We start from the raw sequence: 25,824 nt of genomic DNA on the forward strand, positions 1-25,824 counted from the left end.
ACATTTGGGAAACAACCGTGCGGTAGTGAGCAAAAACGGAGCGATAGAGCAGACTACCAACTACTACCCTTTCGGAAACAGTTTTGCGGACGCAAGCACAAATCCTTCCTTACAACCATACAAGTACAACGGCAAGGAGCTTGACCGTATGCATGGATTGGATTGGTATGACTATGGGGCACGCAGCTATGACCCGGTGCTGTGCCAATGGACGAGTGTTGACCCATTGTGCGAGAACTACTATCATGTCAGTCCGTATGCTTATTGCTTGAATAATCCGGTGAGCAATATAGATCCTGACGGTAGGAAGATTGTACTTACAGGCAATCGTGCTCAGAACTTAGCTGTATTGACAGAACTGCAAAAACTTACAAACGACCAATTGGCTGTAAAACGTCATAGTGGTGTCGTTTTCATACGTAAGCATGGAAACTATTATAATAAAGATTTGCAACTCACAAAAGGTACAGAACTTATTTCTGAATTGGTGAATCATAGAAAAACAATGGAAATTGAAGCAGGTGAATTTAATAAGGAAGCAGATAAATACCCTTTGGATGCAGTTAATGGGAAAGGTACGAATGTAAAAGTTTCTTACAATTCCGAAAACCTACCGATTATACTAACACAAGATCGCAAGTCTGGAAAAAGCTTATATGAAAAAATTTTACCACACATTGCCTTAGGACACGAACTTATTCATGGCCTAAGGGCAATGAATGGAGTTGCGAGTAGCAATAATAAAAACGAGAAATACCAATATAGAGATACAGATGGTGAAGTTTATCAAACAACTGCATCAACAGAAGAATTAGAGACTGTAGGCATTACAGGCAACTATCGATATACAGAGAATATGTTGCGTGAAGAAGAAAAGCTAAATGAGAGGTTAAGATATGATAGTGAATTTTATTTTTATTAAATATAATAAGCAATGAGACGATTTTTGAAGATTGCATTCTGTATTTCTGTTGTCTTGTTATTTTGCAAGAAATGCATATACCGCAAAATTACACACATGACAGAAGACGATTTAGAGTGGGTGACAAACAGATATATTGGTGAAGTTGCACGTTTCACTACCGTGAAAGGCGATAGTGCCACTTGCATTATCAAGAAAATTGTGATACACAATTCATTAAATCCTATCAACTTTTCCCATGATAGTTGTGAAGAATACATAGCTTACGCCAACATTGATTATGTTGTTTATCAAGCTCAAGATTCATTAACAGGTAGTTTAACAATACAGAAAGTGAGTAATGGACAACCAGTGATGCTTTCTGCACGCCTGGGGTCACGATACGCATGTGAACAAAAAATTGATTTTGGGTCTTATCACACTATAATAGGCAGTATATCAGATTGTATCTGGTTTGGCAAACATAACACAAAACTGGAAAAGAATGATGATAAGTCTTCTGCAGTTCATTTTTTTTATTGGAGTAAAAAATATGGTCTTTTTGTATATGGTTTTAAGGATGAACCATCATATTTAAGGGATTGGGGTGTAAAAAGAAGTATCGAATGTAAAAATAACCGTATAGTCACTAATTAACGGGTATGAAATTTTTAGGAACAACAGATTTCAATAATAGCGCAGACTTTGACGAAGAGTATACCTACGATGCCTGTGGCTCACTGACAAGTGATGCAAACAAAGGGATTGCAAAGATAAGATACAATTATTGGGGAACTCCCAAACTGATACAGTTCACCAACGGCAATCAGACAGAATACATCTACGATGCCAACGGCACAAAGCTGCGGAGAATCCACAGAACTGCTGTGGACAACATCGTTGTGCCTATAAACACAACAGTGAAACTTTCAGAAGACCAGATACTGACAAGTGACACTACAGAGTATCTTGGCGACTTGATATTCGAGAACGGGAAATTAGACAAAATTCTGTTCTCCGGCGGTTATGTCTCCTGTAAAGGCAATAATTCGGACAAATTTGCGTTTCATTATTATATAAAGGACCATTTGGGAAACAACCGTGCAGTCGTAAGCGAGAATGGAACAATAGAGCAGATGACGAACTACTACCCTTTCGGAAACAGTTTTGCGGACGCAAGCACAAATCCTTCCTTACAACCATACAAGTACAACGGCAAGGAGCTTGACCGTATGCATGGATTGGATTGGTATGACTATGGGGCACGCAACTATGACCCGGTGCTGTGCCAATGGACGAGTGTTGACCCATTGTGCGAGAACTACTATCATGTCAGTCCGTATGCTTATTGCTTGAATAATCCGGTGAGCAATATAGATCCTGACGGTAGGAAGATTGTACTTACAGGCAATCGTGCTCAGAATTTAGCTGTATTGACAGAACTGCAAAAACTTACAAACGATCAGTTGGCCGTAAAACGCCATAGTGGTGTAGTTTTTATTCGTAAACATGGAAACTATTATAATAAAGATTTGCAACTCACAAAAGGTACAGAACTTATTTCTGAATTGGTGAATCATAGAAGAACAATGGAGATTGAAGCAGGTGAATTTAATAAGGAATCTGACAAATATCGTATGGATGCCATAAATGGAAAAGGTACGGATGTGACAGTTTTCTATAATTTTTCCAAACTCGCCCCTGTGCTAACACGTGATAGCCAGACTGGCAAAAGTGTTTATGAAAAAATTCCAAGTCACATAGCACTTGGACACGAATTAATTCATGCCCATAGATCAATGAATGGAGTTGCAAAAAATGATAAGCAGAGCTCAAAATACCAATATCAAGGTTCTGATGGACTAATCTATGAAGCAACTCAAGAAACAGAAGAGCTGGAGACAGTTGGTATAAAAGGTAGCTATAAATATACAGAAGATATCTTGCGCAAAGAGCAAGGATTGAATATCCGAATAGATTATTAAGTTATGAAACAGTATATTATATGGGTCTTATTTGTCATTTGGTGTTTTATAGCGTGTACACCAAAGAAATATCCTGCAAACGGAAATATATGCAGGTATCTATTAATTGATGTAGGCTATAAACATAAAAATTACCTGATTGAGGTAAATGACAGTGGTCTAATGAAAGTTTCAACTGGTGAATTGTGTGGCAAATTCTATGACGAAATTTTACATGAAGACAGCGTGATGAATGGACTGTTGTCTGAATATGATTTTTTTTCAGAAGTACATAGCACACATCAGAGACAGCTTACGACAAAAGAGCAGGAAATAATAAAAAATTGTATTGCAAAAACCAAAGATTTAAAGGAATGCAATGTCTTTATTGAAATGGGGTTTAAAGATGCTTTAGAAATCGTAGCTATTATAGGAGAAAGAAAATATGCTTATGTGGATGTTCCATATGATGAACTCACAATATTGCTTAATGCCCTTTTGGATTTATCACCTGTAGATATAAGAAAAGAAAATGAAGGACCATTCAAGTTTACAACTGTAGAAGAAGCACTTAAACGTGGAGTTTTCTTTCATGAGTCTTATCTTAATAATGTGGGAAAAAAAATATTGGTGGGAAAGGACAAAAGAATGGTTTGAGTAGCCAAGTCCGAGATATGGCGAATCAATGTAACAGTATTATGAGCGGTCACGCTTGAAAGTATGATGCCTTAGTTTTGAATTATGCAGTCAAGAAATTGCACTTCTATCTTGAATGTATAAAAGTATTCAAAAACTCCACAATAGAGAAAGTTGCTCCAGGGGCTTCGAGTCGTGTCGTTATATACCAGTTTGACTTTCATAGCAATTCATTGGTTATTCCAATTGATTTATGGGAAATTACTCTAAGAAAAAAAATAGCTGTAAAAAGGCACTATTCTTAAAGGAAACGACATAAACACAACAGTGACACTCTCAGAAAATCAGATACTGACGAGTGACACGACGGAGTATCGTTGAAACTTCATTTATGATAACAGCTGGTCAGACAACCGTGACATTTCGCATGGAGGAAGGCAACATGCCGTCTTACAAAAAGTAATTTCTACAGCACAAAAGAAAACTTTCCGTCCACAAAACGAAACAAAATCCTCAAAAAGTGTTGCTTCTTCGTTTTTTATTAGTACCTTTGTGCTATGTTGTGAAAGATTTTCTTCTGAAAGTCAGCGACACTAAGCAGTAATAAAAGAGACACTACATATTGAAAAGAGACAGCAAGTACTAAATAGCCCGTATTATTATGGAAAGAATCATCACATCGGTTATGTTGGCAGCAAGCATACTGCAACTTTCCGCACAGGAACAAACAGACACCATCAAAGTGCAGCATCTGAATGAAGTCGTTGTAGAGGCCCGGATGCAAAAGACATCCGCCATGTCGACTTCCTATATCCCGACAGGGAGGCAGAAGAACGCTGCACAGAACGCGATAGACCTGCTGCAACACATGGCAATACCACAAATCAGAATTAATCCTAAAGATGAAAGCGTCACGGACAACATGGGCGGAAATGTCGCCATATACATCAATTTTCTGGAGGCATCGAAAGAGGAAATGGAAGGGCTGCGGACGGCAGACGTAAGGCGCGTGGAATACCTTGAGTTCCCCACTGATCCGCGTTTCCGTGGAGCGGAAAGGGTGATAAACATTATCGTACAGGAGTATGCCTATGGCGGCTATACGAAGCTGACTGCGAACGAGAATTTCCTCATCGGCTTGTCAAGCCGTGCCAATTTCTTCTCAAAGTTCACATACAAGAAGATGACTTATGACCTGTATGCCGGATTAAACAACTGGGACAGCCACCATATGGGAAAGTCAACGGAAGGCACGTACCTGCTGGCTGGCAATGACGGTACGCCTTATTCCATAACCAGAAAGGAAACGCTGCAAGACGCACATTACAAGAAAAACCAATATCCTGTGACTTTCCGCGCCACATACAACAGCAAGAAAGTACAAATCCGCAATCTTCTCGCCTTCAGCCATCTCGATATGCCTGCAAACGATTATTCCGGCGAACTCAGCTATTCCCCGAACACTGTCAACGGATACGTGTTTGAGCAGAAGAACCCGAACAGGTCTAATTCCCTATCCTATTCAGGCACATATTTCTTTGCATTGCCAAAAAACTTTTCCATCGACATATCCCCTATATTCAATTACACTCACAGCAACGACTATACCGAATACATGGCGACCGCACAGCCTGACATATACCGCCATGCAAAGGAAAACGCATACTATTGGCGCATAAACGCTTATCTCCGCAAGAAGTTCGGAAAGAAGCACTCCATAATGGTCGGAGGCAATGGCGGGGATGTCATCAACCGTCTGACTTACACAGGCAATGATGGCTTCACCAACAGGTTCCACAATGCCTTCGCCGCAGGAATGCTTGGCTACAACTTTGCGTCAAAGAACACCTCGGTGAACATTGATGCAGGATTCTTGTGGGAAGGCAGCGACATCAACGGACAGAAACATAACGACATTTATCCGTTCACACATATCAGCGCAAGATATTCCCTGAACCCCAAAAACATGCTCTCGGCATATTTCCAATATGCCACAAACAGTCCCGGCATTTCTGAGAAATCCTCCGACATCCTGAAGGACAACGAACTGATGTACATCTCAGGCAACCCGCTATTGGAAAACAGCCGCCACACCACCGTCTACCTTAATTACACATGGCTGCCGTCCAACGCCTTCAGCATGAATGCCTATGGCAAGTTCTTCGGCATGTATGACAGGATGCTGCTGACATACGCACCATATCAGGACGGAAAAACATTGCTGCGCACGTATATCAATGACGGAGACTATCTGAACGGAGAAATTGGCATCGCGGCAAACTGCAAGTTTTTCAACGGAAAGCTCCAACTCTATGCCAACCCGAAACAGGCTTTCTACAAATCAACCGGAATGTACAGCCGCACATACCACCCTTTCCAAATCACTGCACAAGCAACCTTGTATCTCGGCAGCTTTTATTTCCGGGGATATTATGACAGCCCGCAGAAATCCATGTTCACTGCTTCTCCGCGCATCAACCATGGAACAAACTTCCATAGCGTCACCGCCGGTTGGGCAAACTCAAACTGGAACTTGCGCATCATGGCTGCGAATTTCTTTAACAAAGGCTGGGAAAGCGCTGTCAATGAGACTGTTTCTCCATATTATTCAGAACACCAGACCCTTATAGGCACTACTTGTCATCCGCGCATAAACCTCACCGCCACCTACACATTCGGTTATGGAAAACACATAAAGCGAGGCAATGAAGTCGGAGAACAATCCGGCGCTTCATCAGCTATATTAAAATGATGTATCAAACGCCATTTGCCGATTTACCATATAGAGACTCTCTATATACCATATTGAGCTTCTCTATATAATACCCCTTAGCGAGCTTGTCTGTCGGATGTGGCAGGGAATATTCTCCGAGTTAGTTTTTCAAAATGGTCTTGTCTTGGAACCCGCATACGCAATTCTCCGCACAGAGATAAAGGTCCCGCAGATTACGCGGATTTTCACGGATATTCTCAACTATTTGCGTCGTTCGGTAAAAGAAAAATCAAAGGTGGCACTTCACTGTGCAAAGTGTCACCTTTCATCAAGTCAAGTATTACCTTTTGCACAGCAAAGTGTAACCTTTTGTTTTGCCAGATAAAATCATCACTTGCCGTTCATTCTGCAAAGGCGGATGCCAAGCTGGGAAGGGTGCTTCTGCATGTAGGCATAAAGCGTCATTGGCTCTTCCACTACTTTCTTATGGATTTGTGAAGCATTGAGCATGTGCAGACCGTCCGCATGCCATACGGCAATGCCGATATGGGAGGTGTCAAGCCCTTTCTTGGAGGTTATTATGGCAATTATGTCGCCATCCTTTACATAACGGCGCAAGAGACTTATGCCGGATTTTCCCAAAGCAGCCTTAGGGATGTAGCGGTAGCGCTTGCCTGCCATTGTCTTTTCCATGCGCTTTATGCCGGGAAGCCATTCAGGATGTGCGGAGAGCATCTTATAGGAAGAGACATGTGTGGACATGTAGTTCACGGGAGTTTTTGCGAAATCCTGCCATGCGGTGAAGGGATGTTTCCCTGACTTTATGTCCGACGATGAGGGTTCTGTGCACGAGACAATGCCCTGACGCTCATTCTGTTCCATCCAATAGGTGAAATAATGCTTGCGTGCGGTGTATTCTACCCTGCCGTCGGCATAGCGTATCTCTCTCAAACGGCGGAAATAGTCGTCGAATGATGTCTCGCCGCGCCGGGTGCAGGCAGTAAGAGCCATGACTGTCTCAACATAAGTTGTACAGTCGAGTTCGCGGAGGTTCACGACAAGTTGTTCTTCCTTGCCTTTATCCAGCGTGCCACCTACATAGGGAATTCCTTTCAGCAGTCGCGCAAAATGAATGACAGTTTCCGACATTGGCTTTGTGCGCCATGATGCGGAAGCCTTTAGGAGTTTCTCAACGTATGCTTTGTCTGATGGTTTATATACTACCTGGGCAGATGCATTGTGAAGCATTGTCAGGAGAAACAAAAGCAATAATATTTTTCTCATAATTCAAAAAACTTTCCCGGTGTGCGATAGCGTTTCTTCTTTCCGAAGTTAACTCCGAAATAGACATTGATGTTCCCGAAGGTGTTGCGGAGTGAGAAATGGGCTTTCTCGTATGCGAAGGAATGGACTTGTCCCGAGACACCGGCAAACCAGCGCGTGTTGTTCCATACGATTCCTATGCGTCCGACACCGTCAAAACTCACATTGGAGAATTTGAAATCTTCAAAGAATTTCTCCAAACGCATCTGCTCTCCGCTTGACTTGTTGTAGGTAATTGCTGCCGTCAGCGATGCTCCGAGAGTCCAATTGCGTGCAAACACCCAATTATAGGAATAACCGCCATACAGGGAGTAGCAGCTATAGTCGATGTTCTCGAAGAACTCCAGTCCGTCCATCTTGTCCTTATAGTCCGGGACATATTCGGAAGCTCTCTCCACAATTCGGTTCCAATTCAGCGAAAGGGAGTACTTGGAATAGCCAATGCCTGCCAATGGTGAGCCTGCGGAACGCCGCTGGCAAGTGGACTGGTTGTAGGCTGCCGGATAGCTGTGCTTGCGGTGATTGAAAATGTAGTAGACATTATACCCCCAACGCTTTACATCAAAACCGTCAAACGGCTTGTCGACAAGAGGTGAGACATCAACAGTGCTGCCATCCGCCGCCCTGACATCTGTCATGAGAAAATCAGAAATCTTACGGTAGTAGAAATCCACACCAAAGAGGGCTGTGTAAAGACTGAGGTTGAAAGTCTTTGCATTATCGGCAATATGCAAGTTGTTGAACTGCAACGTATAGCCGAGGAAGATGAGGGAATAGCCGGCATAAGGGCCAATCTTTGTTGTTGTCTTAGGTGAGAATGTTACGGATGCGCCGTCCTTATGCTTGATTTCAAAATCCTCAAGATTGCTTGTTGACTGGAGCATTGCCTGAAACTTGTAATGCTGAGGCTCGATATAGTTTGTGTCAACAGTGTCAAACTCCTTGATGAACATTGAGATGCCCTTGCCTATCTTACGGAAAAACGAAGGTTTCTTCTCCTTCCCGACAACAGTGGAATCGTCCTGCGCAAAACCGGCTCCGCACAGAAATAACATTAATAATATGTGGACGATTCGTATCATTTATGCGAGTGTTTTCTCTTACTGTTGCTCCCCTATCGCACCTTAACGGGAGATGTCTGTTGCTTATGTTTATATTTTCTTCAGTATGCGGTCAAGCACCCAGTTGACCGGTGTCACGGAAAGACTTGTGCAATCGCATGTGTTAGTGCCTTGTAGCGTTTCCACGATAGTCTGAATCAGCGGTTGCTGCACATGCTCCGGATTAGGAATATCAAACTCCATGAGGCCTTCCGGCGTGCGCAGATGTATCGGAGCGAAGGTGAACACAGAGAAACAAAGCGTGCCCTTGCTTCCAAGTATCTCTATGCGGTCCTCATTATGGGATTCATGTCCGACGAAACACCATGAGCCGGAGCCGACAAGGCCGCTTTCAAACTGAAAACATGCACTGACACTGTCCTCAGCCTCATACAGTCCACCTCGATTGGCAGAATAACCGCGGGCATGGGTTATCAGTCCGAACAATTCCTGAAGCAAATCCAATTGATGCGGAGCCATATCATAAAAATATCCTCCCCCTGCCACAGATGACTTGACACGCCATGGCAGATTCTCTGGATTCATGTCTTCTTTTCGTGGAGGGCAAGAATAGCGAATCTGCACGTTCTGTATCTCACCTATAACATTGGACTGCACAATTTCCTTCACTTTCAGGAAATAAGGAAGATAGCGACGATAATATGCAACAAAGCACGGTACTCCTGTTGTCAAAGAGACATGGTTTATACGGGCACAGTCATCATAACTTGCCGCAAGCGGTTTTTCGACATAGACAGGCTTGCCTGCATTCATTGCCATGATGCTGTATATAGGATGTGATGCCGGTGGAGTGGCAACATACACAGCGTTCACTTCCGGATCATTAATCAATTCTGCCGCATCAGTGTACCACCTCTTTATATTATGGCGCATGGCATAGCTTCTTGCACGCTCTATGGTACGGCTCATGACAGCAACGACTTCCGACCCTTCCACTTCCGTAAAGGCAGGTCCGCTCTTCTTTTCTGTCACTTCACCACATCCGATGAATCCCCATTTTATCTTCTTCATATTGCTAATCACCGTTTAATATTGTTTTGTCAAGACGCTCTATTCCCTTTATTGTGCAGATACTGCGGACACAGAATATCATCATTACCTGCAGGACATCTTTGAGCGGATAGGGCTTTTTCATATACTTGGTGAAGAACACATCTGTTATATTGTCGCTTATATCCATGATGATGTCAAATTTCAGCCCCCCCATAAAATATCCTTGCTCCTGTCCCTTTCTAAAGAACTCATACGTCTGCGCCTTATGCTCATTTCTGTTTTTCTCAAAAAAATCCAATACGCGAGGGTACATCCGAATATCATCAAAAAAGCAAGGGTTCGTTTCTTTAATCTCATTGAATCTTATTTTGAAAAATTCAGTAAGGATATCCATAGCGTCATCTGTATGACTTATCCTGTCATACAGGTGGCGCTTGGATGTCTCCACATGCAATTTCAGACTTTCAAGAACAACATCCTCTTTATTGGAATATATCTCATAAAGCGTACGCTTGGAAATACCAAGATTGTGCGCTATCTCATCCATTTTAACAGCGCGAATCCCATATTTCATGAACAATTTGTACGCCTCTGTAAGTATGTTATTCTGTAACTCGTTGCGGTAATGCGTTGAGGCGGGTTTTCGTGCCATGTTGCTTTATGTTTATAGGTTCTTTTATCGGCTTGCTTAAGGTGTCTGTCGTTATTGCCTGCATTGGCAGTTCTGCTTTGTCTTGCGACGGCTTCGGCAAACTCTTGGTTGCGGTTGCCTCATGGGTAAGGCGAATGTCATAAATTGAGAATATCTGATGCTGCGCAGTTTCCGGCAATGTGCTATTAGAGGAAGGAGTTGTCTTGTGCATCATGAACATTCCGTGAACAGACTTGATTCCCAAATGTCCTTCGTCAGAGGCAACAAGTGTGTTTGGACCTGACATTGAGCAAGTGGTGTTACGCACGATAACACTGTCGTTAGCCAACCGAAGCGCAAGAACAGCAGTCACGTAACGCCCTGCCTTTTCAGAAAGGAACAACCCAGAGAAACGCAATGTGACACGGTCACCGGGAGAAAGTATGGAGTCTGCTTCTATCTTCCATGTCTTTGTAGTATAAGGAGCATAGTCAAACAGCAGCATTTGCCGTTCCGCATTCCAAACATCGGTAGTGTCAACCAACTCACCAACACCGGCTCCCATCGCAGACGCCTCACTGTTCACGCGTTCAAAAAGCCGTTCATATATGCGCTCCAAATCATGGGCATTGCGTGTGTAGTAAACCATCGAAGAGTCCCATTCTTCTTGTGTCACATCATGCTTTTTCAGTACGTTCAAAAACAATGCGTACTGACGTGCACCGTCTCCACGGTCATTGTAGTCAGAATATGAGAAATGCGCTCTATGAACATCATAGAGCACATCTTCCATTTCGTCGGAATCAAGTACATACGAAGGACGTGACGACTCGCAAGCCACCAGCAATACCGATATCAGCAATATGTAAATAATATTTCTTTTCAATAGTATTCGCCTGATAATGTACATTTTTCTTATTTGTCTGTATTGGAGTTATCCTCACCTCTTGACATTGTCCCTATCTCAGACAACTCTTTTCTGCAGAACAGCAACAAGGCTGCAACAGAGCAACTTATACTTGCGTCTGCAAAGTTAAAAACCGGCTGGAAGAAGATGAAAGGCTGTCCGCCGAAATGTGGAACCCAATCAGGATAGGTACTGACAATAAGTGGAAAATAGAACATATCCACAACCTTGCCAGTAAGGAAATTCGAATACCCTTCCCCAAACGGCACGACATACGAAACATAATCCGGTGTTGACTGTGTGAAACACATGCCATAGAACATACAGTCAACAAGATTGCCTGTTGCTCCGGCAAGTACCATTGAAAGGAGGATTATGTACACCCAACGTGCGCCATTCATGATTTGGCGGCACAAGTACCATCCTATTACGCAGATTGCAATAAGACGGAATATGCTTAAGGCATACTTCGGTATGAAGGTCATGCCATAAGCCATTCCATTATTCTCAACGAAAGTGATATAGAACCATGATGTCACCTCATGACTTTCATAAAGTGACATAGAAGTCTTTACCTCTATCTTTATCAATTGGTCTATAATGAGAATTGACGCGAACAATAAGAACGCGACAATTCCCTGAGTTTTCTTCTTTTTATCCAGCATTTTTGTATTACGAGCGATAATGCCGCTTGATTAAACTATTCAACAGGAAGGCATCAAGCCTTGACAACAAGTATCTTGGCATTAAAATCTCCAAGCTCGGACTCTATTCCTTCTGTAGCGTCACCAAGAGTTATCTCATTTGCAAGAACCTGTGCCGAGATATGCTCTCCAAAGTGATTGATTACTCCGGCAAGCTCCGGCTTTTCCTCTATTGTAACAACAATGCGATCAGTAATCTCCAAACCACTGTCCTTACGGATAGCCTGAATGCGCTTTATGACAAGACGGGAGAGACCTTCCTCGCGAAGCTCCGGAGTGATGTTGATGTCCAGTGCCACAGTGATTGTACCCTCCTGTGCTATTGTCCATCCCGGAATATCCTCTGAGATAATCTCGACATCCTCACGCTCAATCAGGGCAACAGTGTCAGCAACATTCAGGTTGACAGAACCGTTCGCTTCAAGTTCCGCAATCTGTTCCTGAGTCATTGCCATAACAGCAGCATTGACATCCTTCATAAGTTTGCCAAACTTCTTGCCCATTGTGCGGAAATTGCACTTCACCTTTTTAACCAGAATGCCCGCACCGCTTTCTATGAATGTCAGCTCTTTGACATTTGTCTCAGCGAGAATCACGGAAGCCATACGCTCAACACACTTGCGCATCTCGGCGTTTGTTGCAGGTATAGATATCATCTGCAATGCCTGGATTACAGGAATCTTGACTTTCTTGCGCAATGACAGAACCATGGATGTCACCTGCATGGCAACTTGCATGGCGTGCTCAAGCTCTGTGTCAATCTTTGTCTCATCCGCCTTTGGGAACTCAGCAAGATGAACACTCTCTGCCAAATCCTTTCCTGTAACAGCATTCAAATCCAGGAACAATCTGTCCGCATAGAATGGTGAGATAGGAGCAACAAGGCGTGCAAGTGTATCAAGACATATATATAATGTCTGGTAAGCAGACAGTTTGTCCTGTGTCATACCACCACCCCAGAAACGCTTCTTGTTCAGGCGGATATACCAATTTGACAGTTTGTCCACAACAAACGATTGGATGAGTCGTCCTGCCGGAGTCACATCATAGTCAGAAAGATATTTGTCAACATCCTTGACAAGAGTGTTCAACTCTGAAAGCAGCCAACGGTCAAAATCAGGACGCTCCTCAAATGGTACATCTGCATCAGAATAGTCAAAGCCATCTACATTAGCATACAATGTGAAGAACGAATATGCCTGATGAAGCTTGATAAAGAATGAGCTTGTCACTTCTTTCACCCCATCCGGGTCAAAAGACAGGTTGTCCCATGGTGAAGAGTTTGTCACCATATACCAACGAACCGGGTCTGTACCATACTTGGCAATGCAATCAAAAGGATTGATGACATTACCCAAGCGCTTGGACATCTTCACGCCATTTTTGTCAAGCACGAGACCATTGGAAATGACATTCTTATATGCCACAGAGTCAAATACCATTGTTGCTATTGCATGGAGTGTGAAGAACCAACCGCGTGTCTGGTCAACACCTTCCGCAATGAAGTCTGCCGGATAGACACTGCGTGAGTCCAAAGCCTCCTTATTCTCAAACGGATAGTGTATCTGAGCATAAGGCATTGCACCGGAATCAAACCAAACATCAATCAGGTCAAGCTCACGGGTCAGCACAGAACCGTTCTTACCGACAAGTTTGATATAGTCCACATAAGGGCGATGAATATCAATCTTGTCGTAATTTTCCTGTGACATATCTCCCGGAACAAAACCTTTGTCTTTCAAAGGATTGCTCTCCATGACACCAGCAGCTACAGATTTCTCTATCTCATCATATAGTTCCTCAAGAGAACCGATGCATATTTCTTCCTTTGTATCACGGTTGCGCCAGATTGGAAGCGGTGTTCCCCAATAACGAGAACGCGAAAGGTTCCAGTCGTTAAGATTCTCAAGCCATTTGCCGAAACGTCCTGAGCCCGTTGACTCCGGATGCCAATTTATTGTCTGGTTCAGTTCAAACATACGCTCTTTCTTCGCTGTTGACCTTATGAACCAGGAATCAAGAGGATAGTAGAGCACAGGTTTGTCCGTACGCCAGCAATGAGGATAATTGTGCACATGTTTCTCTATCTTGAACGCACTGCCTTCTGCTTTCATTTCAAGGCAAATGACAACATTAAGATCCATGTCTTTCAGGGCTGCCTTCTCGTCATATTTGCCATCGACATTGTATTTAGGGTCGTATGCATTCTTGACATAGTCACCAGAATGCTTCCAGTAGCTTTCATTTACGCAGGTATTGACAAACTCCTCGTTCATATCGTCCTTAACGAAATACTTGCCCTGGAAATCAACCATCGGACGAGTGTCTCCTGCCTTATCGATTATGAACAGAGAAGGAATGCCTGCATCCTTTGCCACCTTTGCGTCGTCAGCACCAAATGTCGGTGCTATATGCACGATACCTGTACCATCCTCGGTTGTAACATAATCACCAAGAATTACACGGAATGCTTCCGATTCTTTTGCAACAATCTTTCCGTCCTCCAAAGCGCAAGGCTTCACCCACGGCATCAATTGGCGGTAGTGTATGCCGACAAGGTCTGTTCCCTTGCCTTTCCATACTGTCTCCACAGGAATCTCATTGCCTTCTTCGTCCTTTGTCGGCAGGAAATAAGAGTTCAAAAGACTTTCGGCAAGTATGTACACAGCCTCTTCACCACTATATGGATTATTGCCTTTCACCGCAACATAGTCAATCTTCGGACCTACACACAGTGCTGTGTTAGAAGGCAATGTCCACGGCGTTGTTGTCCATGCGAGGAAATAAAGCGGAAGTTCTGTCCCTATGCCAAGCGGATTTTCATCAGTCACTTCAAATTGCGCTGTCACGACAGTATCCTTTACATCGCGATAGCAACCGGGCTGGTTAAGCTCATGGGATGACAATCCTGTACCGGCTGCCGGAGAATATGGCTGTATGGTATATCCTTTGTACAACAAGCCTTTGTTATACAACTGTTTAAGAAGCCACCAAAGGGACTCTATGTATTTAATATCATAAGTGATGTAAGGATGTTCAAAGTCAACGAAATATCCCATCTTGTCGGTAAGCTGGGTCCATTCGTCTGTGTACATCATCACATTCTTGCGACAAGCATCGTTGTATTCGTCAACGCTGATTTTTTTGCCGATATCCTCTTTTGTTATGCCAAGGCTCTTTTCCACAGACAGCTCGACAGGCAAGCCATGTGTATCCCAACCCGCCTTACGCTTAACCTGATAGCCCTTCATTGCCTTATAGCGAAGGAATGTATCCTTGATTGTACGTCCCAGGACATGATGAATGCCGGGATGACCATTAGCTGACGGAGGTCCTTCAAAAAACACAAACTGCGGACAGCCTTCTTTCTCATCTATACTCTTGTGGAAGACATCTTTCTCCTTCCATAAAGCAAGAACCTCATTATTGACATCTGTCAGGTTAAGATTCTTGTGTTCAGCGAATTTCTTTGCCATTTTCTATGATTGTTTTTGTTTCTTCCTAAATCCATTCATGCGTACTTGTTTTATCGCACGCACATATTAGGATGCAAATTTAGCAATTTTCTCCGACTTGACAAAACGTTTATCCCTTTTTAATAACAAAGAAATTAAAATTCCCATAAATATTTGGTGACATCAGAAAAAAGCATTACCTTTGCCAATAATATAGACACCCTACGAAGGGAGTCACGCAATTATTCACAAATCAAAAAAAATCCCAATATGCCAAAGATTTCAATCCGAGGCCACGAGATGCCGGAATCGCCAATCAGAAAGCTGGCACCTCTGGCAGCCGCAGCAAAGAAACGCGGCACAAAGGTCTATCATCTGAACATCGGACAACCTGATCTCCCTACCCCACAGGAAGGTCTCAATGCCTTGAAAAACATAGACCGTACAATCCTCGAATACTCTCCATCACAAGGTTATCTTTCTTACAGAGAGAAACTTGTAGGCTATTATAAGAAGTTCAACATCAACGTTTCCGCTGACGACATCATCATCACTGCGGGCGGTTCTGAGGCGGTGCTGTTCTCATTCTTGGCATGCCTGAACCCGGGAGACGAGATCATCGTCCCTGAGCCGGCTTATGCCAATTACATGGCATTTGCGATTTCAGCCGGGGCAAAGATACGTACAATAGCCACAACAATAGAAGAAGGATTCTCCCTGCCTAAGGTTGAGAAGTTCGAGGAACTTATCAATGAGCGCACACGTGCAATCATGATTTGCAACCCCAACAACCCTACAGGCTATCTTTACACACGACGCGAGATGAACCAAATCCGCGACCTTGTAAAGAAATACGACTTGTACCTGTTCTCCGACGAAGTCTATCGCGAATACATCTATACCGGCTCGCCATACATTTCTGCCTGCCACTTGGAAGGCATTGAGGATAATGTCGTGCTTATCGACTCTGTTTCAAAACGTTACTCAGAATGCGGCATACGTATTGGAGCATTGATAACAAAGAATGCCGAGGTGCGTGCCGCTGTGATGAAATTCTGTCAGGCACGTCTTTCTCCTCCTCTTATCGGTCAGCTTGTTGCAGAAGCATCACTCGATGCTCCTGAGGAATACCACAGAGATGTTTATGACGAATATGTTGAGCGACGCAAATGCCTTGTTGACGGTCTCAACAGAATTCCGGGCGTATATTCCCCAATTCCAATGGGAGCTTTCTACACTGTGGCGAAGCTACCTGTCGATGATGCAGAGAAATTCTGCCGCTGGTGTCTTGAGTCATTTGAATATGAGGGTGCAACGGTCATGATGGCTCCCGCAGCCGGATTCTATACAACACCCGGTGCCGGAATAAACCAGGTCCGCATCGCTTACGTACTGAAAAAAGACGACCTTGAGAAAGCACTTATAGTATTAAGGAAAGCACTCGAGGCATACCCGGGACATATCATGGAGGACTGATGCTCAGCAAATTCCTTGCAAAACAGATATATAACAACTCAGGAGACACAAAAAAAGTGTCTCTTCCTGCAGTCCGTATCGCCACACTTGGTATGGCGATAGGGCTTGCTGTCATGATTGTTTCCGTAGCAGTTGTCTTTGGCTTCAAGCATACTATCCGCGACAAGGTCATTGGGTTCGGAAGCCATATTGTCGTGCAGAATTTCTCTAACATACAGAATGACAACATGATGCAGATTTGTGTGTCTGACTCAATGATTTCTGTACTGCAAAAAGCTCCCGACATTGACCACATACAAAGATATGCTATAAAACAGGGACTGCTGAAAACCGACACCGATTTCCTCGGTGTTGTGCTGAAAGGTGTCGGGAAAGACTGGGACTCAACATTCATTGCCGAGAACATTGTTGACGGCACAATCCCAAAATTCATTTATAGCAAAGACTCACAGCCTACTCAGCCGCAAATCCTCATTTCCAAGATCATGGCTGACAAACTGGGAGTAAAAGCCAATGACAAACTGTTTGCGTATTTCCTAAGCAATAATGATGTACGCATGCGACGTTTTGTCATATCCGGTGTTTATTGCACAAACCTTACAAAGTACGATGAATCCATCGTATTCTGCGACCTCAATACGGTTCAGAAACTGAATGGCTGGGATAGTGATGAAGTCAGCGGAGTGGAAATGACTGTCAAGGATTTCAGCAAAATAGACGAAACAGCAGAATGGATGATTCATAAAGTCAACCGTACCAAAGACAGCTATGGCAACACATTCGCATCATCGACAATACAAGAAATCAACCCGCAAATATTTTCGTGGCTTGACCTCCTTGACCTCAATGTGTGGATTATACTCGCATTAATGGTTTGTGTGGCTTCCGTTACAATGATAAGCGGACTGCTCATCATCATTCTTGAACGCGTGCCAATGATTGGTATCTTGAAAGCCCTTGGCTCACGCAACAGTGTCATACGCCACACTTTCCTTTGGTTCGGCATGTTCATTATGGCAAAAGGACTTATCATCGGTAACATCCTCGGCATTGGCGTTTGCCTGTTGCAGCAATGGACAGGCATTGTAAAACTTGACCCGACCACATACTATGTCTCAGAAGTCCCGGTAGAACTCAACATCCCAACCATCCTGCTACTGAACGCCGGAACATTCACCATCTGCACATTAGTGCTCGTCGTGCCAAGTTTCCTTGTGTCACACATCCACCCTGCAAAGACAATAAAGTTCGGAGAATGATGAGAAAACGGAAAGCCTCTCACTATTATTACCCTATTAGCAAAAAAATTGCCATATTATCAAAAAACAATATTGAAACCCAAGCATCATACAATGATAGAGGGGGCATCATTACGATGTCCCCTCTATCATTGTATGATGTAACGTTAAACTCCATTACGCTAAATTTCTCTTATCACAAACTTATCTCTTCTTTACAATGAACTCCAACTTTTGCAATCCTTGCTTGTGAATATTGACAAGAACAAGCGCATATTTAAGTTCCTCTTCCGGCTTCAGTGTCTCACATATATACTTGAATTCTTCTTCAGGGATAACCTCGTCAAACATAGGTCCATGCGAATTATTGCGAGCCAGACGAATATACTTACTTAGCGGAGATATGACATACGAATATATAGCCATATAGGATACACTGTTGAATTTATTGAAATTAGGGTCTGCCTTATCAAGTATATTCTCAAAATGAATACGGCACATTTCATATGACATTCCCATGGTTTGCTTATCATCTGTATAGATACGACATTTATCATCAACCATATATTCAGAAGGTATTGCATATCCCTGTTTCGTTTGAAACAGACATCCTTATCACTTGCACCTTGTCAAGCGGCTCATCATTTTCGCATGCAGTCATTAGCAGGCTGATTACGGCAAGAAAAGGAACGATTAAATTTTTCATGTTATTTTCTTATTGAATTGGTTGATAAACAATTCATTTAAGTTAGTCTGTATCTTATTGATACTATATACTAGATTTCATTACATTAGTCTCTAACCCAAGAACTTTCGCTTTATCAATAACCAAAGGTAAAAGATAGTCATCAGACGTTGGTGACACGACTATACTGAGTATCAATTTTTTTCAAATTAACATACAAAGGAATGCCCTTAATATGATTCTCAATATCGCAAACAGAATATAACAATCTCACTTCTCTTTCTTGTTCAAAAAAGGTTCTTTTGGTGAAAAACAAACGATAAATATTCAACACCATTGGTCTTGATGGCTATTCCATCTTTACCATAACTATTCCACATCAAATTAAGTTCATGATCCGATTTTATCCAGCAACTTGCATAATGTCTTTTTACTTCTCTTTCCCAATACTGGCGATTTTCATCTGTACAACGAAATAATCCCTTATCCAACAAAGAAAGGCTACCCTCAAATGGATCATCAAAACAATCCAGCCTACAAAAATATAGAGAATGTGTGTTGAGTAAATACAGAAATTTAGATAACGACATATATTTCCATAAAACAATATCGTTATCCAAATCCTTTATGTCTTTATGTTTTACAATCATAATCTAATAATTGTCAATGTTTATGTTATTGTCTATACTTATACTTGGCGAATTATCACGCACAAATTTAGCTCTTTTAGTCAGTTCGAACTCACGTTTATTTCCATGATTATCTTCCACTATAACAGGAATATAGTTGTCTCCATCTGCGAAATGTAATGTGTATGTAAATATATATGGACTAGACTTATCTGTTAAATCAACAACTTTGTTCTCTATTTTATGTGTCCAGCTATCATAACAAAGTTGCTTAGTTCTTTTTATAGTTACAGATTTTACATCCCCTGCAAATACAATCTGAAACGAGACATTACACTCTACCCCATTACCATCAGAATGAGCGATAGAAACATCACAAAATCCATTAATTTGCGGTTTGTCAGATGGCAAAATAACCTTTACCTTATTCTGAAAATTAATAGATAAAATATCATCCTCATATGACGTAATTGCCGTAATTGGTGGCAAATTATCGATCGCAACAAGTCCTAATGGTTGTATTTTGTAACTCCAATCTTTATTTATAGCAACCAGACATATACATTTATACCCATTACTTTTAGATTTTCTATAACAATTCATTCCTCCACCCAATTTTTTTACACATAAATCAAAATCATTGGATATCACATCTTCCACAAATTTGTGTATATCTTTTGTGGAATTACAAGCATATAGAACATAATAATCTGCCTGAATTGAAGAGTTTACTTTATATTTCAAACCTGAGAAACTATGAATAACTGGAATGGTTGAACTAGTTATATATTCTGTTTGGGTTGTTTTGGAAAGTTGATTAACCAGTCCGCACAACAAATGTATGTTTTCATTATCCAAATGTTCGCCCTTTCTAAATAACCACTTTTTCATATCAATTGCTTGTGTCTTATTTGAAAATTTTGATATTAACGGAGCACATTGCCCTGAGATTGAGAACGTAACATCATCTTCATAGTATGGCGATATCCTATAATTGTATGTTGTATCTATTTCATTTTCAACAATGACTTTAATTTGCAATACATTTTTATTTTTAAAAGCTTGTAAAGCGGTTTTATTCTTATCCTTGCATTTTCTCACCACATCAAGCAAAGAAATTGTGAGACTCTTTTCTTGGCTATTGGTGAACGACATAACATTCTCGCCCTGGACAAATATTAAAATGTCTTTATTAGACATATTGTCAATCGACAATGTGTCCTTGGCAAATCGAATCATAGAACTAAAATCGCTTGATATTGTACTATTGTTATTACATGATGAACAGCATACCAATAGTGCAATAAAGAAAATATAAAGAATATTATTGTACATATTTACCAGATTTAGATTGTTTTAAAATTGAATTCTTCTTTGGCCTTGAATTCTTTTTCATTCTTCTTGTTTGTATAGAAGATGTCTTTTTGTCAACATTATTTTTTTCAATTCGACGAACAACCAGCCAAGGCTCTTTTTCCATTCTTTTCCCTTGCTGCATCTGCTGAAACATAGCCAATGCCCGATTGGCTAATGGCTCTGTTCCAAAACTGAAGCATATATATTCCACCAGATTTTGCTTTGTGCCTTCATTGTAACTTTGTGCCCCTGTTTTATACAAATCAATTCCATTTTTGTCTTCTATAGTCAATACTGTTTTATCTCCACAATGCTCCCATCCCCCAAGCATATACCACCAATGTCCTGTGTATATTAACGCAGTAGATAAATCAACCACAACTTTATTGTGAGAAATATAATCGTTACTTTTCTGATCATATGAAAAACCATATTCTATTGTTAATTTATTACCATATATAGTTGTTCGTATATAATTCGTTTCATACAAACAATCTTTGGCATATGGTGTGTTGCAAACTTTAATATTACTGTTATATGTCCTCAAGAATGAATTTATATTTTGTTGCGCAAAAATATTGCCTACGGCAAGAAACAACAACCATAGTAAAAATAGCTTTTTCATAATTAGAGATTTAATTAAAAAAAAACATAAAATTTATTGATATTATCTTTATCCCTAACAAGTCTCAGAAATTCGGGCGATTAACAAATTGGTGATACCTATGTATAACAAGAAAGGCGCAAAGAGAGACTTACTCGCTTTACACCTGCTGATAGGTAACGCCAATCACCCTTGAAAGGTGAAAGCTGAGGAAAATACAACCTTTGCACCGTTTGCTATCAGAAATCATTCCGAATACATTACGGTACACTCCAATCACTCCGTTCAACACAGATAACAATCAATATGTCTCTATCACATTCTATTGTGATACAGCATATCAATCCTCTCTTGCCGAAAGGAGTAAAAGGAGCTTTGATTGCATATCCCTTCATGATTAATTTGGCGTTTTCATCAGCAGGATAAGCAACTTTTTGCCTGTCTTGTCAAAGATGCATTACATAAATGCTTCCTTGTAGGCGCAAAGGTACGAATATTTTTTCAATCTCCGCACATTATTTGAATATTTTTTCCGCTTTCAGCTAAAATTCAGTCTTCTTTGATTAGCATTTACTGCTAAGGAATGCTTTGGTGTGAAAACTAAAAATCGAAAATAAAGAGTCAACCCGCAATTGCAATTGTTTTTGCAAAGTTACATAAAGTATTTGAAAAACTCCCTTATTGGCGTGGAGAATTTTAGTTTTCCCTTGGTCTTCTGTTGATTTTCCTCTGTATCACGGCAATTTTCTTGTCCGATATTGTGCTTATGTCAGTTCCTTTTGGAATGTACTGCCTTATGAGCTTGTTCGTGTTCTCAACGCATCCCTTCTGCCATGATGCGTATGAGTCAGTGAAGTAGACTTGCGTCTTGAGCTGCCGTGAGATCCATTCATGCTCCGCAAACTCGCTTCCGTTGTCAGTGGTTATGCTCTTGAGGTTCTCACCTCTGTACGGCAGCAACAAACGTCTCACATCCTTGGCCGGCGGCATGGCTTTCCTGCCCTGCTTGAGCTTTGCCATGAGAAGGAAGTTTGTGCTCCTCTCGACAATGACAAGGATTGCGTTGCCGCCCTTGTCAACGATGAGGTCGTCTCATAGTCTCCAAAGCGTGTGCCGTCTGCTTCCGCAGGGCGTTCATGTATGCTTACCCTGTTCCTTATGTTCGTGGCCTTTGTCTCACGCCTGCGCTTCTTTTTCTTCTTGTAGCGCATCTTATGGCAGCAATGCCCGGCAAGCTCCCCGGTTGCGTCCTCGCGTATCATCTTGTAGATTGTCTCATGGGATATGCTTATGCCTTTCTCGCGCTTCAGATAGCCTGACACTTGCTTGGGCGACCGGTCCTCGGTAAGGATGAGGTCACGCGCGACCATCCTGGCAGCAGGGCTTATGGAGCGGTTGCCGGGAACACTGTTGCGGCGGCTTCGGGCAAGTTTCTCCGCTTTCTCATAGTAATACACTCCGTTAGCCATGGAATTGCGGTGCAATTCGCGGCTGACGGTTGAGGGATGGACATTTATGGCTTCAGCTATGGATTTATTTGTCCATTTCTTTTGCTTTAACACAAAAATTGTGTACCTTTGTGCCTGAGTCAGTTGAATTTGCATTGCAGGTCTGTCTTTAATGGGAGGGTTCCTCCTTCTGTGCATAAGAGAACCCTGTCGCTACGCTCCTGGAACCTCGTACGCACAGAAGGAGGGGACTCATATGCAGCCAAGAAATTGCATTTCTATCTTGAATGTATAGCGGAGATTGTTTGTAATTCTTTGTATTTTAGCACTATAAAGTTACAACAATTTCCGCTATTCACCAAATTTTCAGACGAGTAATTTCGCCGAACTCACGTTAAATACTACAAACTCACCCAAAACAAGAATATTATATTCAAGGAAAATCCATTTGTTCAAATGCAAAAGTAGCAAAAATGTATAGTACTTTGGGAGAAATATTTGTCATTCACATTTAAGTATATCTTTTATTTTAAGTACAAGTCTACTACTCTTCATACCCAATATGGTGAATCGTCGAATCATCCACCTTAACATAATATCCATCGTTTCCATATGGCACCATATAATATGCTTTTGTGAATATTCTCTCACAGCCAATCATTTTCTCCAAACTGCATTTTGTGAAGGGAGTACCTATTCTCTGTTTTGACATCAATGGCTCAACAGAGCGCAGTGATTCCTCGTATAAGAAATCTCGCAAATCGTAATGGAAAGCAAATGACTTAAGGGAGCCATCCTCTTCTGTTTCCATGTTAACGTAAGTCCAGAACGAAGGAATATCAAACACTGCATCATATGAATATTTAAAATAAGACAATTTATCAGTCGTGTCATTTGCATCAACCCATATTGCAACGCTAACTTGGAGATTTACGGGATCAACAACAAATTTCGGTCCTCCAATATGCAGTGTCAGATCTCTTAGGTCATCATCGGTTATAGCTCCGTTATACAAGGAATTGAACTCCACTTGAGTTGCCTTGTTGAATACAATTCCGTCTTTTGAGAAGGGCGGCATATCTATATCAGGGCGTTCCTTCTTCGCCTTAAAACATTCCTCGAATATTGGCTCTGTTTTAGATAATACATGGATGTTCGGAAGGGATAAGTCCACATTCCAATCCACCCACGGTGTTGATTGATGGTAGTTATTAGTGTCCTGAGGTTGCCAATGATGAATGCCCACCAAGTTAAACATGTGTCGCCAATGAAATACTAAATCTTTATCGTATTTATATTGGCCAGCATCCACATCAACAAATGGCATCACAAACATATATGCAATGTCATATATCCAGAGAATTGCAGTGCAATATGGGGAGTTGGGCATCATCCCTTTGTTATTCAGGAAAATATCCAAGACAGGTTGTGGATAGATTACTTTATCAGTAGGAAGAACCGTCAGTAATGTTGATGGTAATGAATCTGGCATCCAAGTGCCATTTGCCGAAATCCATTTTATGCAATTATCAAAATGGGGAAGCTCGGTGGATGGTAACATATCAATAACCATCTTACATAGAGCCTTATACATATCCTCATTGATTAGCGGATCTTTGAGTTCCAGATGCATCATAAATCGCTTTGTCCTATCTGTACCTTGTGGTATAGCTTCGTCCATTATGAATAATTCTGGTAGTCCATTGTCAGCAGGCTTGATGACAAAGGTTTTACCAACAACCTTTGGCGTTGCTGTAGTACCTTTTCGCGGAATATGAAACATCGCCCTGCGGAAGTCCATTATTCTTCTGAAGTTATCTTCTATAGGTGCTAAGTTATGGTTACAGGTATCACATTCTTCATAGCAGAACAACAGTTTGTTACCCAACGCATCCTGTACGGCATGAGCTACTTTATTAAAACTCACAGTAGGATTTGAACATCCACAAAACCTGCACACCCTTCTATTGAGATCTTCTTCCCCAATCCATTGTTCTATTCCATCATATCCGTATGATAGAAATTGGAAATAAATATCCAGCATACTATAATAATGGAAAATGCTATTGTGTATCGGAGTAAATGCTGTTTTAGGGAATTGTAGGCAATAACATGCTGTTCTTCTTTCAACAACAGAGGCCTTATCTTCATTGAAATAATAGAATACGTCTCCATCAGCAAGTTTAGAAATAAAGCCATGCAGCTTTCTTATATGCCTTCCTGTTGACCGATCATACTTTGTCTCCAAAATTTTCAAAGCGCCTCTTGTCTTGTCAGACACAAGAATTCTTGCCCATGCTGAATTTCTGTGTTCAACTTCACATCCTGTAAAGTATGCTTTCTCTATCTCTGAAGTCATAACACCATCTGCATCTTGATAGAGTATTCGCTGACTTTTCTGTGTAGAATATAGTATAATCCTCAATATTGCCATTTACAAACTTGTTTTATTCGGTTATTTAAGATTCTTATATATTTGTAATATTCAAAAGAAGAGGATGGATACCTGCATATCATCACCAAGCATTAAATTCCATCTGTCGCTCCTTAAACCAGCAGTTTAATACGTTCATATTCTTATACAAGTTTCCTAAAAACATCTTGTTGTCCCATCTTTCATGTAAACTTACCTTATGCAAAGATAATATTTTTTCTTGAAAGCGTCAAATATTTCTTGAAAACTCACACCTATATTGCATGTTTTATATAGTTCTGCATATAATTCATTCTTCATTAATCAGCATTTCCTATAAACAAAGAAGACATTTAGCCATCAAAGCAGCCTAAAGCAAAATAATGTCGTTTTAGTATAAATTATTTTAAACAGTTGCTTAAGATACGGATACGCAAATATGTCACAGCCTGCTGCTATTTTTTTCTCGGTCACCAATAGTTAAAGATATCAGTGAAAATCTGCGCAATCTGCGTGGCCTTTCTATTCGCGTGACTTGCGGTAATTCGCTGTTGAATATTATTGATGTCCAGCAAAATGCAGTGAGGCTTCATTGGAAAACTATAATCCAAAGGGCTGATATTCTCG

20 protein-coding genes and 1 pseudogene are annotated in these 25,824 nt (G+C 41.4%); 7 read left to right on the forward strand and 14 right to left on the reverse strand.

Annotated features, from left to right (window positions below; genetic code table 11):
* Positions 1-4 precede the first annotated feature (4 nt).
* The 5 genes from HPS57_RS14285 to HPS57_RS01515 all read left to right on the forward strand — a co-directional run bounded on the left by HPS57_RS14285 (position 5) and on the right by HPS57_RS01515 (position 6,253).
* Positions 5-922, forward strand: a complete 918-nt coding sequence (locus HPS57_RS14285; RefSeq protein ID WP_253946425.1) for an RHS repeat-associated core domain-containing protein — start codon at positions 5-7, stop codon at positions 920-922.
* Between the two features lie 96 nt (positions 923-1,018).
* Positions 1,019-1,558, forward strand: a complete 540-nt coding sequence (locus HPS57_RS01500; protein WP_172179483.1) for a hypothetical protein — start codon at positions 1,019-1,021, stop codon at positions 1,556-1,558.
* A 5-nt stretch (positions 1,559-1,563) separates the two neighbouring features.
* Positions 1,564-2,886: an RHS repeat-associated core domain-containing protein gene (locus HPS57_RS01505; protein ID WP_172179485.1), complete on the forward strand. Its 1,323-nt coding sequence runs from the start codon at positions 1,564-1,566 to the stop codon at positions 2,884-2,886.
* A 3-nt stretch (positions 2,887-2,889) separates the two neighbouring features.
* The gene (locus tag HPS57_RS01510) at positions 2,890-3,522 is read left to right on the forward strand and encodes a hypothetical protein (protein WP_172179487.1); all 633 of its coding nucleotides are present in this window, start codon (positions 2,890-2,892) and stop codon (positions 3,520-3,522) included.
* Positions 3,523-4,162: 640 nt separating this feature from the next.
* Positions 4,163-6,253, forward strand: coding sequence for a TonB-dependent receptor (locus HPS57_RS01515; protein WP_172179489.1), 2,091 nt, complete (start codon positions 4,163-4,165; stop codon positions 6,251-6,253).
* A 351-nt stretch (positions 6,254-6,604) separates the two neighbouring features.
* Here HPS57_RS01515 and HPS57_RS01520 read toward each other — a convergent pair whose 3' ends face one another.
* From HPS57_RS01520 to ileS, 7 genes are all read right to left on the reverse strand, one after another.
* Positions 6,605-7,498, reverse strand: a complete 894-nt coding sequence (locus HPS57_RS01520; RefSeq protein WP_172179490.1) for an N-acetylmuramoyl-L-alanine amidase-like domain-containing protein — start codon at positions 7,496-7,498, stop codon at positions 6,605-6,607.
* Positions 7,495-8,619 carry a DUF4421 domain-containing protein gene (locus HPS57_RS01525; protein ID WP_172179492.1) on the reverse strand — a complete coding sequence of 375 codons (1,125 nt, stop codon included), beginning with the start codon at positions 8,617-8,619 and terminating at the stop codon, positions 7,495-7,497. The genes HPS57_RS01520 and HPS57_RS01525 overlap by 4 nt, the downstream gene beginning before the upstream one ends.
* A 69-nt stretch (positions 8,620-8,688) precedes the next feature.
* Positions 8,689-9,669 carry a Gfo/Idh/MocA family protein gene (locus tag HPS57_RS01530; RefSeq protein WP_172179494.1) on the reverse strand — a complete coding sequence of 327 codons (981 nt, stop codon included), beginning with the start codon at positions 9,667-9,669 and terminating at the stop codon, positions 8,689-8,691.
* A 4-nt stretch (positions 9,670-9,673) separates the two neighbouring features.
* Positions 9,674-10,303, reverse strand: coding sequence for a TetR/AcrR family transcriptional regulator (locus tag HPS57_RS01535; RefSeq protein WP_172179496.1), 630 nt, complete (start codon positions 10,301-10,303; stop codon positions 9,674-9,676).
* Positions 10,254-11,144: a DUF4296 domain-containing protein gene (locus HPS57_RS01540; protein ID WP_172179498.1), complete on the reverse strand. Its 891-nt coding sequence runs from the start codon at positions 11,142-11,144 to the stop codon at positions 10,254-10,256. The genes HPS57_RS01535 and HPS57_RS01540 overlap by 50 nt, the downstream gene beginning before the upstream one ends.
* 53 nt (positions 11,145-11,197) lie before the next feature.
* The gene (locus HPS57_RS01545) at positions 11,198-11,854 is read right to left on the reverse strand and encodes a lipoprotein signal peptidase (protein ID WP_172179500.1); all 657 of its coding nucleotides are present in this window, start codon (positions 11,852-11,854) and stop codon (positions 11,198-11,200) included.
* A gap of 53 nt (positions 11,855-11,907) precedes the next feature.
* Complete coding sequence (gene ileS, locus HPS57_RS01550; protein ID WP_172179502.1) at positions 11,908-15,369, reverse strand: isoleucine--tRNA ligase; 3,462 nt, start codon at positions 15,367-15,369, stop codon at positions 11,908-11,910.
* Positions 15,370-15,618: 249 nt separating this feature from the next.
* Here ileS and HPS57_RS01555 point away from each other — a divergent pair, with 249 nt between their 5' ends.
* Together HPS57_RS01555 and HPS57_RS01560 are read left to right on the forward strand one after the other, a co-directional pair.
* A complete protein-coding gene (locus HPS57_RS01555; RefSeq protein ID WP_172179504.1) occupies positions 15,619-16,824 on the forward strand; it encodes a pyridoxal phosphate-dependent aminotransferase in 1,206 nt (401 codons plus the stop codon).
* Positions 16,821-18,083: an ABC transporter permease gene (locus HPS57_RS01560; protein ID WP_172179858.1), complete on the forward strand. Its 1,263-nt coding sequence runs from the start codon at positions 16,821-16,823 to the stop codon at positions 18,081-18,083. Before HPS57_RS01555 ends, HPS57_RS01560 begins: the two co-directional genes overlap by 4 nt.
* 183 nt (positions 18,084-18,266) lie before the next feature.
* Here HPS57_RS01560 and HPS57_RS14290 read toward each other — a convergent pair whose 3' ends face one another.
* The 7 genes and pseudogenes from HPS57_RS14290 to HPS57_RS01590 all read right to left on the reverse strand — a co-directional run bounded on the left by HPS57_RS14290 (position 18,267) and on the right by HPS57_RS01590 (position 25,218).
* Positions 18,267-18,581, reverse strand: coding sequence for a hypothetical protein (locus HPS57_RS14290; RefSeq protein ID WP_253946426.1), 315 nt, complete (start codon positions 18,579-18,581; stop codon positions 18,267-18,269).
* Between the two features lie 49 nt (positions 18,582-18,630).
* Entirely contained in the window at positions 18,631-18,768 is a 138-nt protein-coding gene (locus HPS57_RS14295) for a hypothetical protein (RefSeq protein ID WP_253946427.1), read from the reverse strand.
* A 266-nt stretch (positions 18,769-19,034) separates the two neighbouring features.
* A complete protein-coding gene (locus HPS57_RS01570; protein ID WP_172179506.1) occupies positions 19,035-19,397 on the reverse strand; it encodes a hypothetical protein in 363 nt (120 codons plus the stop codon).
* A gap of 3 nt (positions 19,398-19,400) precedes the next feature.
* The gene (locus tag HPS57_RS01575) at positions 19,401-20,615 is read right to left on the reverse strand and encodes a hypothetical protein (RefSeq protein WP_172179508.1); all 1,215 of its coding nucleotides are present in this window, start codon (positions 20,613-20,615) and stop codon (positions 19,401-19,403) included.
* A gap of 85 nt (positions 20,616-20,700) precedes the next feature.
* Positions 20,701-21,357, reverse strand: a complete 657-nt coding sequence (locus tag HPS57_RS01580) for a hypothetical protein (RefSeq protein WP_172179510.1) — start codon at positions 21,355-21,357, stop codon at positions 20,701-20,703.
* A 631-nt stretch (positions 21,358-21,988) separates the two neighbouring features.
* A pseudogene (locus HPS57_RS01585) lies at positions 21,989-22,940 on the reverse strand (IS30 family transposase).
* 388 nt (positions 22,941-23,328) lie between these two features.
* A complete protein-coding gene (locus HPS57_RS01590) occupies positions 23,329-25,218 on the reverse strand; it encodes a hypothetical protein (protein WP_172179512.1) in 1,890 nt (629 codons plus the stop codon).
* Positions 25,219-25,824: the final 606 nt, after the last annotated feature.

The sequence above is a fragment of the Palleniella intestinalis genome (assembly GCF_013166595.1).
Classification (GTDB): domain Bacteria; phylum Bacteroidota; class Bacteroidia; order Bacteroidales; family Bacteroidaceae; genus Prevotella; species Prevotella intestinalis.